At 49.9% G+C, this 18,496-nt stretch carries 15 protein-coding genes; 3 read left to right on the forward strand and 12 right to left on the reverse strand.

Annotation, left to right across the window (positions count from 1 at the left end; all coding sequences use genetic code 11):
* Window positions 1-6 precede the first annotated feature (6 nt).
* From JXQ28_11455 to rnr, 11 genes are all read right to left on the reverse strand, one after another.
* Window positions 7-1,377, reverse strand: coding sequence for a zf-HC2 domain-containing protein (locus tag JXQ28_11455; protein ID MBN2278348.1), 1,371 nt, complete (start codon window positions 1,375-1,377; stop codon window positions 7-9).
* A 9-nt stretch (window positions 1,378-1,386) separates the two neighbouring features.
* The gene (locus tag JXQ28_11460) at window positions 1,387-1,989 is read right to left on the reverse strand and encodes a sigma-70 family RNA polymerase sigma factor (GenBank protein MBN2278349.1); all 603 of its coding nucleotides are present in this window, start codon (window positions 1,987-1,989) and stop codon (window positions 1,387-1,389) included.
* Entirely contained in the window at window positions 1,982-3,007 is a 1,026-nt protein-coding gene (gene holA / locus JXQ28_11465) for a DNA polymerase III subunit delta (GenBank protein MBN2278350.1), read from the reverse strand. Before holA ends, JXQ28_11460 begins: the two co-directional genes overlap by 8 nt.
* Window positions 3,004-3,384 carry a hypothetical protein gene (locus tag JXQ28_11470; GenBank protein MBN2278351.1) on the reverse strand — a complete coding sequence of 127 codons (381 nt, stop codon included), beginning with the start codon at window positions 3,382-3,384 and terminating at the stop codon, window positions 3,004-3,006. The genes holA and JXQ28_11470 overlap by 4 nt, the downstream gene beginning before the upstream one ends.
* A 304-nt stretch (window positions 3,385-3,688) precedes the next feature.
* Window positions 3,689-4,390 (reverse strand): T9SS type A sorting domain-containing protein, encoded by a 702-nt coding sequence (locus tag JXQ28_11475; GenBank protein MBN2278352.1) that lies wholly within the window; start codon window positions 4,388-4,390, stop codon window positions 3,689-3,691.
* Between the two features lie 257 nt (window positions 4,391-4,647).
* Window positions 4,648-5,787, reverse strand: coding sequence for a deoxyguanosinetriphosphate triphosphohydrolase (locus tag JXQ28_11480; protein MBN2278353.1), 1,140 nt, complete (start codon window positions 5,785-5,787; stop codon window positions 4,648-4,650).
* Window positions 5,788-5,792: 5 nt separating this feature from the next.
* Window positions 5,793-6,614 (reverse strand): hypothetical protein, encoded by an 822-nt coding sequence (locus JXQ28_11485; protein ID MBN2278354.1) that lies wholly within the window; start codon window positions 6,612-6,614, stop codon window positions 5,793-5,795.
* Window positions 6,611-8,254 carry a lamin tail domain-containing protein gene (locus tag JXQ28_11490; GenBank protein MBN2278355.1) on the reverse strand — a complete coding sequence of 548 codons (1,644 nt, stop codon included), beginning with the start codon at window positions 8,252-8,254 and terminating at the stop codon, window positions 6,611-6,613. Before JXQ28_11490 ends, JXQ28_11485 begins: the two co-directional genes overlap by 4 nt.
* Window positions 8,248-9,888, reverse strand: a complete 1,641-nt coding sequence (locus JXQ28_11495) for a hypothetical protein (GenBank protein ID MBN2278356.1) — start codon at window positions 9,886-9,888, stop codon at window positions 8,248-8,250. Before JXQ28_11495 ends, JXQ28_11490 begins: the two co-directional genes overlap by 7 nt.
* The gene (locus JXQ28_11500) at window positions 9,885-11,330 is read right to left on the reverse strand and encodes a sigma-54-dependent Fis family transcriptional regulator (protein ID MBN2278357.1); all 1,446 of its coding nucleotides are present in this window, start codon (window positions 11,328-11,330) and stop codon (window positions 9,885-9,887) included. Before JXQ28_11500 ends, JXQ28_11495 begins: the two co-directional genes overlap by 4 nt.
* Window positions 11,327-13,501: a ribonuclease R gene (gene rnr / locus JXQ28_11505; protein ID MBN2278358.1), complete on the reverse strand. Its 2,175-nt coding sequence runs from the start codon at window positions 13,499-13,501 to the stop codon at window positions 11,327-11,329. Before rnr ends, JXQ28_11500 begins: the two co-directional genes overlap by 4 nt.
* 1,389 nt (window positions 13,502-14,890) lie before the next feature.
* Between rnr and JXQ28_11510 the strand changes: the two genes are divergently transcribed.
* From JXQ28_11510 to JXQ28_11520, 3 genes are all read left to right on the forward strand, one after another.
* Window positions 14,891-16,015, forward strand: a complete 1,125-nt coding sequence (locus JXQ28_11510) for a toll/interleukin-1 receptor domain-containing protein (protein MBN2278359.1) — start codon at window positions 14,891-14,893, stop codon at window positions 16,013-16,015.
* 33 nt (window positions 16,016-16,048) lie between these two features.
* Entirely contained in the window at window positions 16,049-16,600 is a 552-nt protein-coding gene (locus JXQ28_11515) for a hypothetical protein (protein MBN2278360.1), read from the forward strand.
* Window positions 16,601-16,694: 94 nt separating this feature from the next.
* Window positions 16,695-17,060: a hypothetical protein gene (locus JXQ28_11520; GenBank protein ID MBN2278361.1), complete on the forward strand. Its 366-nt coding sequence runs from the start codon at window positions 16,695-16,697 to the stop codon at window positions 17,058-17,060.
* 788 nt (window positions 17,061-17,848) lie between these two features.
* On the opposite strand, the gene JXQ28_11525 is transcribed toward JXQ28_11520, so the two are convergent.
* Window positions 17,849-18,490, reverse strand: a complete 642-nt coding sequence (locus JXQ28_11525) for a hypothetical protein (GenBank protein ID MBN2278362.1) — start codon at window positions 18,488-18,490, stop codon at window positions 17,849-17,851.
* Window positions 18,491-18,496 lie beyond the last annotated feature (6 nt).

Below are 18,496 nucleotides of genomic sequence, written 5' to 3' on the forward strand. Positions count from 1 at the left end.
GATTTATTATTTCCGGAGTTCCGAAAGGTAATACTTGATCAGATTGATAGTACTGTCGGCCGACACTCGACCCTTGATAATCTCAAGATTGCCGATCATCCGGGTCCGCTCTTCGCCGATGGGTGTGATTCGACCTAATTCATAAAAGGTCTGAGCAATCTTCAGTAAATTTTCATCGCTTATCGATACCTGGCCCGAAAGTCCCGAGGACTGCGAAGTCAAACTACCGGAAACCCTATCCGACAAAAACATCATGCCATATTTCTGCTGGACCTCTTCGGCTTTGCGGCGCCAATCAAGATATGTTTCTTTTTGCTCAGGTGTAAAGTCACCAAATAATGTCGAATCAAGTTCCTCATGCGAAACAACCACTGCTCCCGCCTGAGACTTAAGACCCTGTTTCAAACCTTCCTGCTCTCCGGTATTAATGGCCGTGCGAGCGCGATTCGCCAAATCATAATCATAACCACTCAAGACGCTCTTCCCTGCCGCAGGTATCGAACTATCACCACCTCCGCCCCGGACCATTTCAGCCTGCCATTTCAGCTTAGTCACTGCCTCCATTGATGGCAAAGATAAAGCTGTATCCCCCAAAGGCTCCGGCGGGTTTCCCTTTGGCGTCGGCTGGATTTTCTCGGTAATCGGCATTTCCCCCCCCCGCCCGGCCAAATCCATTTTCGGAATTTCCTCTGCCGGTTCAATCGTTTTCACATCTGGAATTTCAGCCTTGACTTCATTGGCCAATTCATCTACCGGGATTATTTCTGTCGCAGGCGGTAATTCTTGTTGTCTCTCGCTTTTTTTATCCGGCGGCGGTATTTCCTCAAACGGGATCTCATCCGCCAGCCGATTCGGAGTAGTAATATCTTCCCTCGACAATGTTCCTTTCTCCTCGGAGTCCTTCTTCTTCTCGTAGAGACTCATCTGCGAAGCATCATCTCTCCAGCCTGCAGAATCGACGGTCACTGGTGCCGGAGTGACCTTGACTTTTGGGGTTTTGTCTCCGAATATTGTCCGGGTGTGATCGAGAAGTTGTGACTCGAAAATCGAAATAAAAGTCACCAGAGCAATTGAGGCGGCCACGGCCACAATTTTATAATTCACTCTTGCATACCATCTGCTTTTGACCGGGACAATTTTCTCTTCCGCTACAGCTGTAATCTTTTCAAGAATGACTTCCTTTTGTTCATTCCAGAAAGCCTCGTCCATATCAAGGGTCATTTCCCCTGCCTTCTTGTCCAGAGCCAGCAATTGACGGTAATACTCGCGGGCCTCGGGATCGCTTTCGAGAGCCTTCTCGACTTGATCCCGTTCCGTCTCATCGAGCTGATTGTCGATAAACCTCGACAGCAGATGTTTCCATTCTTCTGAAAGCATATAATTATTCTACAAATAATCTTTCAACATTTCGACCAGTTTCTGCCTGGCCCGGTGCAACCGCGAATCAACCGTCCCGGGCGAAATATTGAGTTGCCGGGCAATTTCCTCATAACTCAATTTCTCAAACATCCTCAGAACGAATACCGTCCGATATGGAGTCGGCAAAGCCGCCACCGCCGCGCCGAAACGATCCTCTGTTTCTTTCTCGATTATCAGATCCAGCGGATTGTCGGAGCTGTCGGGAGTGGTTTCCATCAGGTTTTCATACTCAGAAATCGGCCTTTCCCGCTCCTCTTTTTTGAGCAGATTTATCGCCAGATTACGCGCAATCGTGGCGATCCAAGGATAAAACGGCTTTTCGACCTCGAAAGCATCCAGGGCGGCATAACCTCTGACAAAAGCATCCTGGACTATATCGCCAGCCATCTCTTTCTCTTTCAACATCATAAATAAAAACCGGAAAAGCCGCCGCTGGTATTTGGTCACCAGCTTGCCGTAAGCGTTCTTATCGCCGCTTTGGGCGGCCAATACCCATTGCCGATCTTCAGCGGTGTCATCCTGACTGTTTACAGGCAATGGTTGCTTTTCTTCCCCGGTTTTTTCAGGCATGAGGATTTTTCTGATACTCCCGGCAAATATTATATATCAGCCTTTCGATTATCAACCGTTCCGGCTTGACATTGTTCTTTAAATCGAAATCAGCCCGGGCGATTTGTTCGATTATATATTCCAACTGCTCGTTCTTATACAATTCCATCTGCCCCCGATACTTCCAACTCATATCCTTGCCGCCGCCCGGCGATTTACGATTCTGGGCCAGGTATAATCCCACAAAATGATCCCCCATCCAGAATAGAAGCGACGACAGATTTTCGCCTCTTCTTATCAGGAAGTCAATAATGGTCATGGCTTTAACGTATTCCCCGACTGCCGCGACCTGGGCCAATTCGAAAATTTTAAAGACCTGATAATCCGAGGATACTTCGGCCACAATTTCCGAGGTGATTGTTCCCCCCTCACCGATATAATCGATCAGTTTGTTGATCTCGGCCGTCAGGCCGCCCAGATCGCCTCCGGATAATTCAATAATTATGTCCAGGGCTTTTGGGTCAATCTTGATATTATTATCGGCCAGGGCTTTTAAAATACGGCGCTTAGATGAATCCCCGCGGAGTTTCGGAAATTCCACGGCCGCCGCCTTTGTATCCATAAATTTATATAGCTTGGTGGTTTTCTTGGGGGTTTTAGCCGAGGGTGTTGAAAATATCACTATTCGAGACGAATCGGGCGGATCAAGAAGAGAAAAAAACCTCTTGAGATCCGTCTCCGAAAACGACTGGACATCTGAAATGGTAAAAACCTGGCGTTCCCCGAGCATCGGAATCATCGACAACTCGGTCAAAATATCATCGATTTTGTTTTTGGAGCCCGATAGGGAGGTATGATTGGTTACCTGTAATGCCTTGGGCAGGAATCGCCCGATTACCGCTTTTTCGGCCTCCTTGATCCGGTAATCCTCGGAGCCGAAAAAATAGTAAAGAGGCCTAAATTTGCCCTGTTCCAGTTCTTTTCCGAGTTCCGATGGTGACACAACACCATAATAAACGGCCCTGCGTCTGACTGTCAATCAAAAAGGTTATTGACCGAGGGATTATTGCTGGTGGGCACCCAGCCAATCTGGAATTTGAATTTCTTCTTGTAATCAATCGCCTTTTTCAGAAGCTCGGAAAATTCATAACGGCAGGCCCGTTTCTCGTTCACCTGCTCGACCAGATCGAAATTGTCACCGAAAATCTTTAGCTCCTTGCCCCTGAAAAGCTTCTGGTTGAGTTCGATAAATTCCAGCAAGGTCAACAGCGAGGCATATTCGGTGTGCATTCTCTGTTCGGCATCGAACGGCGCCTTAAAAATAATCCCGGCATCGGGAATAGAAAAACAGACCACCATCTTCTTGGTATCTTCGCCCCGACCGTTACGCCGGTATGATCCAAAATAGCATTCCATAACATTAGCCTATTCCAACAAAACCCGTACCTCCCCCCTGTTCGGCTTTTGCACAGCGCCATGTCATTGAAATACAAAGGATTAATATTTTCGACAAACACCCCCGCAACAGCTCTTATGAATCGGAATTCACAAAGAGGTATTCCCAGCGGCCTGTTTCACAATTTGCCAATCACTCTGATGTTTATCATAATTCAGATAAGAAAATACGGCCGTCGGATTCGACGGCCGCTCTCGCTGTTGCTATGCCCCTTGCTACAGCCCCCAGAGTAAAAATGCGGGAGGAGACAATCTATATATAAAGCTACTGGATTATTGCCATCTTACGGGTATGGTTGTACGGCCCGGCCTCGATTCGATAAAGATAGATTCCCGACGCCACATGATGACCGGCATTATTGGTGCCATCCCAGGTGACAGTATAAACCCCGGCCGACTTCACTCCGTCCACCAGTACCCGGGTTAACTGCCCCAGGGTGTTATAAACCGATATCTTCACATGCGAATTGGAGGGTACCGAATACTCGATCTGCGTCACCGGGTTGAATGGGTTGGGATAATTCTGGGCCAGGTTGAATTCCGTTGGAATCAAATCTCCGTCTTCATCGACATCAAGACTCATCGTCAGGGTCGTGGCTTCATAAATATTCGAAAGCGGCGACCAGTTGGGGACTTCATCGGCAGCCTTAATGGCAAAATAGTATGTTGTCCCGGGATTCAAACCCTCGACATAAAAGCTGTCGATACAGCCGCACACCGAAGGAATCGGTTCCCCGGCCGCCTGCACCGCCTGGTCCCAGTTGGATTCATTGATCGGGGACAGCGAATAACGGATATCATATTCAGTGGCTTGTCCGCTATTGCCATCATCGCCCGGCGCCGTAAAATGAAGCGTGACCGAAGTCATCGTTATTGTGGCTTCCGCGTTCGCGAAACCCAGAATAATAATCGCCGCCAGCGCCATCATAGCCGTAAAACTCACGATTTTCTTCATGAACGTTTTCAAAGCAATAACCCCCGGATAACTATTTTTCTGGTTTTAGTTTCCGAAGGCTCATGTATGTCAAAAAGCGGGCCAATTCCATGGCTACTTTACAAGTTTCTGATCGGCATGATCTTATGGTGTCGGCAGGAGGAATATCAGACCGCCTGACAGGTCATCCGGCTGTACTAATTGGGGGCACTGTTTAAAAGATTAACAGTGCCCGGAAAAATTTTACACAATGGCATGGATTAAAATGATACCAATTTCGGCATTGCGGTCTAGTTTAGCCGCTCATAAACACGATAGGCGAAACGATCGGTCATCCCGGCGATAAAATCGCTGACGATTATTTCCACCGGTTCGGTTCCAAGCCGGTCTTTGAAATTGACATGAAGGGCCTGGGGGTCGCCCCGGTAGAATTCAAAAAGCCGGACAATCACCAGCCGGGCCTGTTCGGCCATGGTCAGCATCCGGGGATGACGGTACATTTTCCTCATCAAAAAATCCTTTAGGGTTTTCATCTTGCTCTCCATCCACTCCGAGAAAACAACCAGTTTGATCTCCGAGCGACGGACATCGTCGAGAGTCTCGATACAATTTTTCCTCAAATTATCATGAGTCCGGTTGATCAGATCGGTCACCATCCAATCGACCAGAATTCGGATTATCGAATGATGCCGGTAATCGTCATCGAGATCCGGATACACCCGTTCCGACTCCTCGCGGGCCGCGACACAGATCGGCACCTCCTCCAGGTCATCACGACTGAAAATCCCCGACCTCAAGCCGTCATCGACATCATGGCTGTTGTATGCAATAGCATCGGCCAGATCGACCAGCGAGGCTTCCAGGGTCGGTTTTTCATCCGGGGGGAAAATCTCCGGCATCAACGGACCGGCCCCGGTTTCATGCTTGACGATTCCCTCCCGTACTTCATAGGTCAGATTCAGCCCCGGATGATTCGGATAGCGCCGCTCCAGGAGATCGACCACCCGAAGCGATTGCCGGTTGTGGTTAAATCCGCCGAACCCGGTCATCAATTTATCGAGAACATCCTCCCCCGAATGACCGAACGGAGTATGTCCCAGATCATGCACCAGCGCGATGGCCTCGGCCAGGTCCTCGTTGAGTCCCAGAGCCCGTGCGATAGTCCGGCTGATCTGGGCCACCTCGATGGTATGGGTCAATCTGGTCCGGTAATGATCCCCCTCGTGGTTGACAAAGACCTGAGTCTTGTATTCCATCCGCCGGAAAGCCGTCGAGTGTATCACCCGGTCGCGATCGCGCTGAAAAGCGGTTCGGATCGGATGCTCCGCCTGGGGATACTGCCGCCCCCGGCTCAATGAGGAATAGCAGGCGTACCCGGCCAGGATTTTCCGTTCGTACTCTTCGATTCTCTGACGCGGCGTTAGGACCATCGTTTTCACTTCAGAATTTCCCCTGAAAGGAAATTCAGCGAAATATTGTGGGTGAATCCGAGAACCGGGTGATATGAGACGGCATACATTAAACCGAACATGGAATACTTGATTTCCACTCCGCCCCCATAGGTCAACGGATTGTTACTGACTCCCCAGAAAAGAGCATTATCATTCATGATTCGGATATACTGCCCGATCGACAGGCGCGGCTTTTCGTATTTTTCGAAAGCAACCTTGCCCACCACCGAGAAATCCGCCGATCCTTCGATCTCGCCATAGATGCTGTAAACCGGTTGATCGGCCGGGGCGTTCTCATCCAACCGGGGACGGTTAATATTTTCTGCGATTGCGGCGGCATGAAATACCTTATATTTGAATCCGGCCGCCAGATCAATTCCCACCGCACTAAGCGAATATTTTCTCTCCACTTCGCCGATCTCCACCAGTTTGACTCCTCCTCCGACTCCCAGACTGAACCAGCGGTAATTGAAAACCAGCGATGATTTGATCAACTGCTCGGTATAATAACCACTCCGTCCGAATTGCGAAAAACCGAGTGAGGTCGATAATCCGCGATATCGATAACCGGCCGCGGCGTAAACCCGGTCGAGATCGGACAACTCGAATTTCCGCTGGTATCCGGTCTCGAAAACAATCCGGCCCGCCTCGGGCAGGATCACCGGACAGGAAATAAGATCGGTGGCCGAGGGGTTCGAAAGCATAATGCTTCCCGCCATCCCGGAAATGCGCCCGGCCTCGAAATCATAGCCATATACCGGAACCGCCGCCAGTATTATCAATAATATAATTGCCGGATATCTCATGGCGCTATTACCACCGTCTGTTTGTACTGCCCGGCCTCGCTGACCTCAAAATACAGTATATAGATACCTATCGGCAGCCGCCGCCCGCCGTCGGAGTAACCATTCCATTCGATCCGCCCGTCGTAAGCCGGAACACCATCCACCAGGGTTTTTACGACCCGCCCCTCGGTGTCATAAATTTTCGCCGTCAGATTATCACCGGCCGGGACCGAAAAATCAATCAGCATCATTTCATCCTCGGTCGGCGAAAATGGATTCGGCGAAACGGTCACCTCGATGGACGACGAGGAGGCCTGCAGGTAAATTTCATTGGCATAGCCGGGTGTTCCGCCGGAATCAACCGAGCGCCCCCAGGAATTCCGCATTCCCGGATCCTCGCTCCTTCCCCAGCTGTAATTGCCCCCGAAAGTGTGAACATACCAGAAACTGTCGATCACGAATTCATAATTATCGCGTAACCGGATAAAATCGGTGTCATTGTTCAGGGCCGCCCATGATGACATCTGCAGATACCGCGGGATATCGTCATAGTACGACATCAAAAGCGAGGTGTCTTTGGTAAGGACGACATAATCGCCGGCCGGAAGGATATATTCGGAGCCGACTATCGGTTGCAGTTTGATCTCATCGCCCAGATACCAGTAATGCAGGTCCAGATCGAAATCGGAACGGTTTTTCAGTTCCACCCATTCGACCTCGAGACTGCCCTGCGGATCAGCGATAAATTCCGACAGGATTATCGGGGGGTACAAGCGTCCGAAACCGGTTATAATCTTTTTGTTGTTGAGCATTTTATCATCTTCCGGAAGTTCGATTAAAAGTTCCGGGGAATAGCCGTCAAGATCGAGATATGTGTCCGCTATCAGGGTATCGCCGGGCTCGGTGGCCGGAAAATCGAAAATAGCGATCAAGTCGGTGCTGTCGGCGACACTGTCCCGTTCGGGATCGTAGGACACCCGAAGATTGCCGGCCGGTTGCGACAGCAGACCGACATTGACCAGCATGGCCTCGAATCCGCACTGCCCTTCTTCGGCCGGATAAACATTAACCTCCACAAGTGCCAGATCGTTGTCTTTCGGCGTGACCGAGTTTTCTTCACCGGGCGTACTGCCTTTCGGATCGAGACAGCTATATACCACGGTATCGGTTGGAAGGTACCGCTCCCAGGAGACTCCGTCGGACCCGCTTTCCTGCCAGACAAAGCGCGACACCTGCGTCAGCAACCGGTTAAGTTTGATTTCTCCCCCGGTGTTGGTCAGGCGGATAGAATCCACCTCGACGACATCATAAAATTCCAGTTCGGTATTATCACCCCAGATACCGGTGCTATCGCCCCAGACCGATTCAAACCCGGGCGACCCGGCATCGGCATACAGTTTGCGGCACAGGATCAAATATTCCTGCGCCCTGACTCCATTATCGGGAAGCGACATCGGTACCCCGTCGATTATCAGGGTATGAAATCCCAGGGAAATGGAAACAGTTGAATTATTATAAAGTTCAATCCATTCCAGCGTGGTTGAACTACCCGGCTCATTGGACATGACTTCGTTTATAACCAATTCCGCCCGGACGGAAATCATCATTAACAGCACCAGCCCCAGGATAATCGGAGAACTTTTCCATCCCCGTTTTACCATCGGTAGGTTGCCTCCAGTTGGAAGATGGATTGTTCCCGCTCGCTGTAGGCGCGGTTGTACCGGTACGAATACTTGGCGGCCATTTCCATTGACGCGGTCAGGGCCAGAGTTTCTTTTACATAACCGTAGAAATAATCGATCTGGCCCCGGCTTTGGGAAACCTTATCCAGGTTGAGCCATAACTCCAGCAAACCAAGACCATTTCGCCGATACTTTATTCTCGAAAAATAAGACATAAACTGCTCATCCTGCTTATCCTGATTATACGAAATATATGCGCGAAGGTCAAATATACCCGGCCGGTAACGGTATTCCGTTCTGATTTCGGTTTCTTCCGTCGATGCGGTAATATCTTTTTCCCGGTTATTCCGAAAATCGATCCTGATTCGCGATACTCCCCCCAGCGGTATTTCCACGGCGGCGATCAATTGTTCATAATTTTCAAACCGGCTTTTCCCGTAAATCGAAAAATGAAAATCATAGACGATATCACCATCGAAACTGACCCGGCTTTTTAACAGAATACCGCGCTGGTCATAACGCCGGTCCCGGAAATCGAACTCCGCCGTATCCACCGTAACCGTCTGGTACAGTCCCCCGGAACGTCCACCCCCGGTGAAATTGATATAATCATCAGTGTAATTCCAGGCCGAAAAATTTATCAGGTAGTCCTCCCCTTTAAGGCGGGTCTCGAAAACCGCGGCCGGAATGGCGCTCCCCGATTCTCCAGGGAAGGCCGCCTCAATTGCGGCATTGAAATTATCAAGGGTGTATTGCACAAAAGAGCCGAAACGGTACTGGGTAAACTTGATCCCGGTCTCGCGGTTTTTCAGAGCCGATGCGATAACCATCCCCTCCACCCGGAAATCCCCCAGTTGCCTCGAAAAATCCAACCCGCCGCAGCGAAAACTGAATTCATCGTTTTCATCGTAGTGCAACATAACCCGAACGGCGTCTTTACTCCGCCCGCCCTCGATATAAACTCCGTTGAAGCCCCCGTAATCGGGGAAAGCCAGTGATTTCAATCCTGTCACTTCATCCTTATCCAGAAGCCGCCCCCGAAAACCGACCGCCAGACCCAGACCGAACCGGGCCGTATAATTGCCGAAAATCATTTTCCTGACCGGACCGCGCCGGGCCTGATATATCGCCGAGCGGCGACTCCATTGCTTGTCGCCGTCATAGTTGTCTGTAAATCCGGCCTCGACCGACCACTCGGAATTAAGCCGGGATTTGAAATTCAAATAGCCTTTATTTTCACCGTCTTCTTCGAGTTTCTGATAGGCCCGGCTTCGAAAATACCCGGTTTTTTTCTTTTCTTCCGGCGCACTTTCGATATATGCTTCCTGCTGTTCCTGCTCCAGCCCGGAAAAGTCCCCGGTTAATGACTGCAGGAAATAACTGATATTGGGAATTTCTTCGAGCAGATAGAGATCGGTACTGTCTATCCCGCCTTCGAATATATCGACCAGATTAAGATATGTCTGATAGTCGATATCCCCGCGCAGGTAGGCCTCATAAAGTTCCTCATCCGAGGGATATACCGCCAGGCTGACATTCTCACCAAGAACGGAAACAGCCGAAAGAGTAATCAGACAGGCAATGGCCAGTGATATATAAAACAGCGATTTCAATTAAGACCGTACTCTTTGATTTTCCTGTAAAGGGTCCGCTCCCCGATACCCAGCTTGCGGGCCGCCAGTTTTCGGTTTCCATCGGCTTCATGCAGGGCTTTTTCGATCATCTCCTGCTCCATCTCCTTCAGTGTCCGGCCCGAATATACCTTTCCCGGCTTTATATATTCCGGTTCTGTTTCCACCTCACTTTTCGCGGGAATATTATCGAGAATCAAATCACGAAGACGTTTGACCTCGCTCCCCAGTGACAGCAGGGCATGATAAATCAATTCATGACCGGCCTCCTCCGGAGTATGTCCCGTTACCACCGGAAGATTACGTTGTTCAACCGATTGTTCGGCCAGAAACTGTTCCACCCGTGTAAGGGAAATCTGTTCACCCGGATACAGCGCTCCCATCCGGGCCACGAAATTTTTCAACTGGCGGACATTCCCCGGCCAGTCATAACGCTCCAGAACTTCCAGGGCCGAATCGGAAAAACCGCCGATCTTTTCACCTGATGCGAAATGGCATAAAAGCGGCAGAATATCCCCCCGTCGTTCGAAAAGAGGCGCCAGATTAATCTTGACCACCCCGAGTCGGAAGTATAAATCTTCACGAAACCGGCCTTCCCGAATAGCCTCAAAAAGATCGCGGTTGGTAGCCGCAATCACCCGGGCATCGGAACGAATCGGACGATCACCGCCGACCGGATGAAAATATCCATCCTCGAGAACCCGCAATAATTTAACCTGCATATCCGGTTTGGTTTCCCCGATTTCATCGAGGAAGATCGTTCCCCCGTTGGCCTGCACGAAAAGCCCCTCGCGTTTCGACACCGATCCGGTGAAAGCTCCTTTTTCATGCCCGAACAACTCCGATTCCAGAACCCCTTCGGCCAGGGCGCCGCAGTTGATCGCCACATACCGCCCCCCGGCCCGCGGCGAATTATCATGAATAGCCCGCGCCACCAGTTCCTTGCCGCTCCCGGAGGGCCCGTTAATCAATACCGTAATATCGGTCGGGGCAATCCGGTCGATCGTTTCGGCCACCACTTTCATTTTCTCCGAACGGCCGATTATCCCGTACTTATCCAGCAGGGATTTCTGGTTAAGGATTTTCCCCACCTTCGGCGCAATCCGCTCCCTGCCGTCGGTGCAATTGATAATCCCTTCGAACAGCTCAGGATCTTCATGATCCGGGTGAATCCCCGCCGGATGAGATACTACTTTCCAGATATCCGCCATCGGACTGCGCCGCCGGATTTTGCGGATAATCCCGGCATTGATTCCGGGGAATTGTTCGGCAATCAAAATCAGATCGGCGGTCCGTTCCTTGAGGAGGGTATAAAGATGCGACAGTTCACCCACGAATTCTCCCAGCGATTCAAAAATCACCCTGAAATCCGGATGCTTTTCAAAGACCTCCTTATCGGCGAGAATAAAAACGTTACGAATCATTTCCGTTCCCGCCTTTTATGTTTACGGTGTTTTTTCGGCTTCTCGCCCTCAGGTTGAAGTTTATCCGCATCGTAATCGAGGAGGTACAGGTCGATTTCGTTTTTAACCTTGTCAACCGCCAGCACGCCCACCTCGACCGGGTCGCCCAGCCGTAATACCCGTTTGGTCCGCCGCCCCACCAGGCGGTAGTGTTTTTCATCGTACTGGTAGTAATCGTCATCGAGTGTCGACAGCCGGATCATTCCCTCCACCCCGATATTTTCGAGCCGGACAAAGAAACCGAAATTCAAAACCCCGGAAATAACGCCGCGGTAATGCTCCCCGATCTTCCGGGACATGAACATCACCTGCTTGTACTTAATCGCCTCGCGCTCGGCCGCCTCGGCGGTCCGTTCGGTATCGGAGCAATGCCGCCCGATATTGGTCAAGATCGTATCGAGGCCTTTCTCGAATTTAACCGGGTAATGACGGTTCTTCACTTTCTTGAGCAACCGATGTACGATCAGATCGGGAAAGCGCCTGATGGGCGAGGTGAAATGGGCGTAGTGCTTGAAGGCCAGTCCGAAATGACCGACATTGACCGGTTGATACACCGCCTTTTTCATCGAGCGGAGCATCAGCTCGTTGATGAACTCCTCCTCCGGCCGGCCTTTGATGGTTTCCAGGAAACGGGAGAATTGAAGCGGTTTGATTTTATCCGATACCGGGAATTTGTACCCCAGGGTGGTCATCATGTATGAAAAGGCTTCCAGTTTTTCCAGATCGGGGCGATCATGCACCCGGTAGAGAAATTTGAGGCCCAGGCGGGACATATGGAGCGCCACGGCTTTATTGGCGGCCAGCATGAATTCCTCGATCAAGCGATGCGACTCCAGCCGGACCCGGTTGCCAATTTCGATAATTTCGCCCTTTTTATTCATGATAATCAGCGGTTCCGGCAGATCGAAATCGAGCGACCCTTCGGCCATTCGTTGACTCTGAAGCAACCGCGCCAGTTCTCTTGCGACCGTCAGGTTATCGGCCACCCGGTCGATTTTGCTGTTTGCCGGTCGGCCGTCAAAAAACTCCTGCACTTCCTCGTACGACAGTTTGGCCCGCGAACGAATCACTCCTTCGACGATTTCCCAGTTCAGCATCCGTCCGCGATCCGAAAAATCCATCAAAACCGCATATACCAGCCGCCGCCGGTTCGGTTTGAGCGAACAAAGATCATTGGACAATTCTTCCGGAAGCATCGGGATCACCATCCCGGGCAGATAAACCGAGTTGCCCCGATTGAAGGCTTCCTTCTCAAGGGCTGTTCCGGGCCGGACAAAATACGAAACATCGGCGATATATACTCCCAGACGGTAACCATTGGAGGTTTTGCTCACCGAAACGGCATCGTCATGATCTTTGGCATCGGCCGGATCGATAGTATAGATCACTTCCGAGCTGAAATCACGCCGCCGTTGAATTTCCTCATCATTGAAAAGACGCGCCGCCTCTTTCGCATCGGATAGTACCCTGGTTGAAAACTCGCCGGGAAGGTTGAAACTCCTGATAACGGTCTGGAGATCGACTCCCTGCTCTCCCGGTTTGCCCAGCACTTCCTCGATCTGCCCCTCGGGATTGCGGTAGGGGTCCTCCCACAAGGTAATTGTTACCACCACCCGTTCGCCGTCACCGGCGTCTTTCGACAGGGCGTTGGGAATATATACATTGCGGCGGAATTTCCTGGCATCCGGAATCACCGTGCTGAAATGTTTTCCCCGCTGGAAAATCCCCACGAATGACTTATTGGCCCGCTCCAGAACTTTGAGAACCGTCCCCTCCAGCTCCCCGGCGCGATTCTTGTTTACCCGCACCATGACCTTGTCACCATCAAGGGCGGTGTGAAGTTTGGCCTGGTCAATCGGCACCACTTCGCCGGCATCGGTCACGATTGTCCCATGATCCCGCTTTTGAATGGCGATATGGCTGACCACCAGGTTGAGTTCCGAGGGAACCCCGATCCGGCCCCGCCTGAGCTTTACCAGCCGCCCGCTGTCAAGCAGGCTTTTGACCATCCCTCGAAATGATGAATAATCGCGGGCCGATATTTCCATTTCGCGGGCCAGATCCTTGATTTTCAACGGCCGTCCAGCCTTGAAGGCCAGAAAATCCATTATGAATTGTTCGTTGAGTTTCATAATCTTCCGTTAAATTTTACAGTGCTAAATCCATCGTGTCAAGTCAATTATGACCTATTCCTGCCAATTTGGCAGAATGTATTTATTATACGTTTCAATATCGGCCGGGATTTGAAAAAGGCCACTTATGGTCATAATAAACCTGTTTGAACCCTACATGATTCGCCCGGGGCTGATCCCTTCCGGTCTGCTAAATATTCGGACAGGCATATCCGATATTTATTAATAGAGTCAATATGCCGCCAGGGATGAGAACTGGGGGGGCCCTGATGGCATAAAGGCAGGTCACGCGACCTGCCTTCACTATTTTTATCCTGCCTGTTACGCATATACAATATAAGCAATTATATGTATGGGTAAAGCAAAAACCGGACGGCATTTTTCAATATCCCGCATGTTTATAATATTACACTGTTCCTTGATGCGGTTATGCCGTACCGATATTGATCCATGCGGAGACAGATTCTGTCACCGTGCAAAGATAATATGATTTTATAAAAATGGGTTCGTTTCATCCTCCGGGAATTTTTCCCACCGCAAGCGGCGGGGCACCCCGATTTGGGATAGGCCCCAAAATGGGTTCGTTTTGTCAGTAAAAAGTTTTTAGTGCCGGGAGTTTTGGGTAAACGGGTTTTCATATAAATCGGGGCGGGGTATGGATTTGGGGTGAAATGGTGGGGAAAATGAGGGATTTTGCGAGAATCAAAAAGAAACCTACCGGGAAGGCGGACCACCCGCCCGCAAAAACGTTAAAAGTCCCCTCTTGAGAGGGGATTTTAGGGGTGTGTAAAGCGGAATGGATAACACACCCCGTCTCCGCCTGCGGCGGATCCACCCCTCTTGAGAGGGGATAAAGATGGATTCCCGATCAGGTCGGGAATGACATGAAAAAGAACGGGAATGACATAGAAAAGCCGGGAATGACTTAGAAGAGCCTGGAATAATATTAAAAGGATGGAGGAATGACATGGAGGGGGCGGGAATGACATTGTTTTGTACCTCACGGCTTGCTGTTGAATTGTATATTTGAAACACCTATACATTCCCGTTAAGGAAATTTCCCATAGCAAGCTGTGAAATACAGGCTGAGGGAATCCATTCCCCTTGTCATTCCCATGAAAATGGGAATCCAGAATTGTCTTCATTGGGATTCCTTTTGAATTATCTATTGCCGATTTCCCGCTCGCATATTATACTTACTCTGGCAGGTCAGGAGCCCCGCGCTCCTGGCTCTTGATTCGAACAACAAACCGGGTGGCCACAGCCGCCGCTTAACACACCATTGTCTTTGCACCATCGGAAACGGCCTCCGGGAGGGTGGTTGATATCATCATCGGAATAAATCACACTTGAAATGGACCGATTGCCATAGGGGATTATACCCATCCAATGGGTGAGTTACGAAACTTACAACCTATTCAAGAAACAAATGGAGGAAAACCAATGGTGGGAAAAGAAGAATCTGAAAGCGTCTCTGAGACTGGTGGGCGAAAGCTGTCTGATGGAGGCGCACCGCTCGTCTTTATCAGTCACGACGCGAGAGACGCAGAATTGGCCGATGCATTCAGTAAATTGCTGAAAAGCGTGAGCGCAGGTACGCTCAAATCATTTCGTTCATCCGATAGAGCAGGAACTGAAGGTATACAATATGGAGATGAGTGGTATAATCGCCTCATGGAAAAACTGGATGCGGCAAGTGACGTAGTATGTCTTTTCACTAAGAGAAGTCTGAATAGACCATGGATTCTCTTTGAAGCAGGCGTTGCTAAAGGTAAAATGGATACTCCGGTTCAGGGGATCGCTCTTGGCGTGCCTCTTTCCCAAGTGAGCACTGGACCATTTTATCAATTTCATAATTGTCAAGATGATGTAGAGGGCCTAACTGGTTTGATTATCCAGCTTTTGAAGCGTATACCTAATACAGACCCTGACCATGAAGCGGTAGCACTTCAAGTTCAAGCGTTCAAGACAAGTGTCGATGAAGTCCTTGAAAGGCTTGGGGATAAAAACGAAGGTCCTCAAGATTACCCTGAATCCTCGGAGACTTCAGCAGCAAAGCTCTTTGAAGAAATCAAAGTCATGCTTCGAGATATGCCATCCAGCCTGGAGGAACGTTTTTCCGACGGCGTCAGCTTGCTTCGGAGCAGACGTATGCGACGATTCCACCCAAGGATGTTCGAAGAAATGATGCATATGATGTCCCCAAAGGGATACGACCCGTACTTGGGCGTATTGATTATGGCAAGCCTTCTAAGAGATGATGTTCCTTGGTTGTATGAGCTTGGCATGGAAGTCTATCGCGCTTCTCGTAGCAACCGCAAGGCAGCAGTCAAAGAGGCATTGTCGCGATTTCGTCGCGCAGTTGAATTCACTATGCATGGTCCATTTATGGAAGAATTTATGATGCGGTCAAAAGAAGGACACATGATGATGAGAGAACTGGAACACATTATGGAGCGCCTCATTGACCACTCTATGAGAAGTGATCAAAATAAAATGGAACAAGATAAGTAACGTACTTAAATGCGTTGCCTCCGGGAGCATCAGATGAATAATTATGATCTGGTCAAGCAGGTGGAGAATATGGTCGAGGAAGTCAAACGGGGGTCTTTTAAACCATTACTGGAAGCCGATGTGGTTGGATTTCTTTATCATCTACTCATTTCGAAAGCAAAAGTGAGTGTAGCGGAATTGCATCTAGATACGCGTGTGCGTGGAGCTCGTAAGAATGACAAGCTCGATATAGTCATTGGAGATATTTCGACTGAGAATATTCGTAGGCCCGTAATAGTTCCTAGAATGGTCATTGAGGTAAAGGTGTTTCCTATTGGATTCGACGCGCAACAACATCGAGTCCATTATGAACATGTCCTAAATGATGACCTACCGAAGCTCCAACGGATTTCTCAGCGGAAACCCGATACCGCGGTAGTTGAATTACTCTATGATGAATGCCCATATTTGGATGGCAAGTATAAGACACAAAATCGTATAGACTACCTATTGTCAATGCGTGATAAAATTGCCCAATCTGCAAAAGTGATTGTGGCTAAGAAAAAGGACAAAAAAGCAGACGACTGGCGTGTATTGCTTCATTAAAATGTGCGGCCGGACTACTTAAGCTGATGTCCTATCAGAACAGACTATCATTTTTGACACCCATATAGTTGGAACAAGTAACATAGGAGAGGATATGGAAGAGGAGCAGACAGATTCAAATACAAGCAATGCGACAGGGAAGAATACGACAAAGCTCGATGATTCCGAGAAGATTACTATTGTTGATATCATTGACGTAATAGCCGACAGAGTTGACCCATTGCTTCAACTCCTGAAGGCGTTCTTTGAACAATCCATCCGGCGTGAACGAGCAGTTGCAAGGCTGCAACTGAGAATGGCTTGGATTGCCTTGGTCGTCGTATTCCTTATCGTTGGAGTGTCAGGAGCACTTACTTATTTGGATAAAATAGATGGTGCCACATTCACCTTCTTACTCGGATTAGTAGTTGGATACGTACTGACTTTCATTCGTGACACAATCAGCCCACGAGAAGAGTAGTATTTACAAGGGTAAAGAGTATAGGATTATTCTAACCCGAATTCGGGGTCTCCACTTTGTTTACAATCTTGTCAAGTGTCAATGTACGATGTCGCCTAGATTGTCATCATTTTGTATAAAAATTGGCCTTTTGGCCCTATAGCCCACCCAGCGAGTAGGTAAAGTCACATAAATGCCCATAAATTGGATTTCTGACCATCCAATTTCAATAAGGGGCAGACGAAGGCGTTTGCCGCCCGCGAAAACGTTCAAAGTCCCCTCTTGAGAGGGGATTTCAGGGGTGTGTAAAGCGGAATGGATAACACACCCCGTCTCCGCCTTCGGCGGATCCACCCCTCTCGAGAGGGGATCAAGATGGATTCCCGATCAGGTCGGGAATGACATGAAAAAGAACGGGAATGACATAGAAGAGCCGGGAATGACATGAAAAAGAACGGGAATGACATAGAAAAGCCGGGAATGACATGGACCGGAGGAATGACATGGAGGGGGCGGGAATGACAGACTTTTTTCGGGAGTGACAAAAATAGGAATGGAAATGACATGAAGGCGGTGGGAATGATTCAATTCGGGGCAGACGAGCGTCTGCGGCCCACGAATATCAGTATCGGCGAACAGGCCCGCACCCCAAGGGGTGCGCCACCGGAATCCAATAGGGGGGCGGACGAGGGCGTCTGCCGCCTACAAAATGAACCCATTATTACATACAACATCAATCGAGCCGCCATTAAAAAACCGCCGGGGAAATAACCCGGCGGTCCTCCAGCAATCACAGCATCAAGTGTTGTCTATCGCAAAGGACAATCCGCTCTGGGGCCGGTGCCGTCGTGCAACCCATAACCGAATCCGGAATCGAAATCCTCATCATCCATACCCATTCCCCGACCCTGACCGCGTCCAGTTCTGCGACCGCGGTCATCATCATCCCGGTTCCAGCCGTCGCGACGAAATTCCTTCCTCATCTCTTTGAGTTTCTCAAGCTGAGCCTCGGTCAAAACCATTTTGACCGCCTGGTGATGCTGGTATCTCATCTTCTGGAGATCAGTTTTCAACTGGCCGATTTTATCCATAAGGGCCAGGATTTCCGTATCGGACCCGTTATTCACCCTCAGATGACGCATTTTCAATTCGGCTTTTTCCAGTTCGGCCTGCTTCTCGATCCGCGCCAGCCCGTTCTCCTGAGCCAGTTTGTCGATCTGCGTCTTCTGCTGGTCATCGAGACCGATCTCATCGGCCACCCGAAGCAACATCCCCGGTCCGCCGAAACCATCATTCATCATACCCATGCCGCCCCGCATGCCGTCTTTCATCCCGTATCCCTGGCCCTGTCCCTGGCCGGGGGCCATCGGTCCGCGCCCGCCCGGCTGGGCGAAGGCCGCCGAGGTTAACATGAGCACTGCCGCCGCGAGAAAAATAAGTGTGCGTTTCATTATCTA

The organism is Candidatus Zixiibacteriota bacterium (assembly GCA_016933955.1).
Lineage (GTDB): Bacteria > Zixibacteria > MSB-5A5 > GN15 > PGXB01 > JAFGTT01.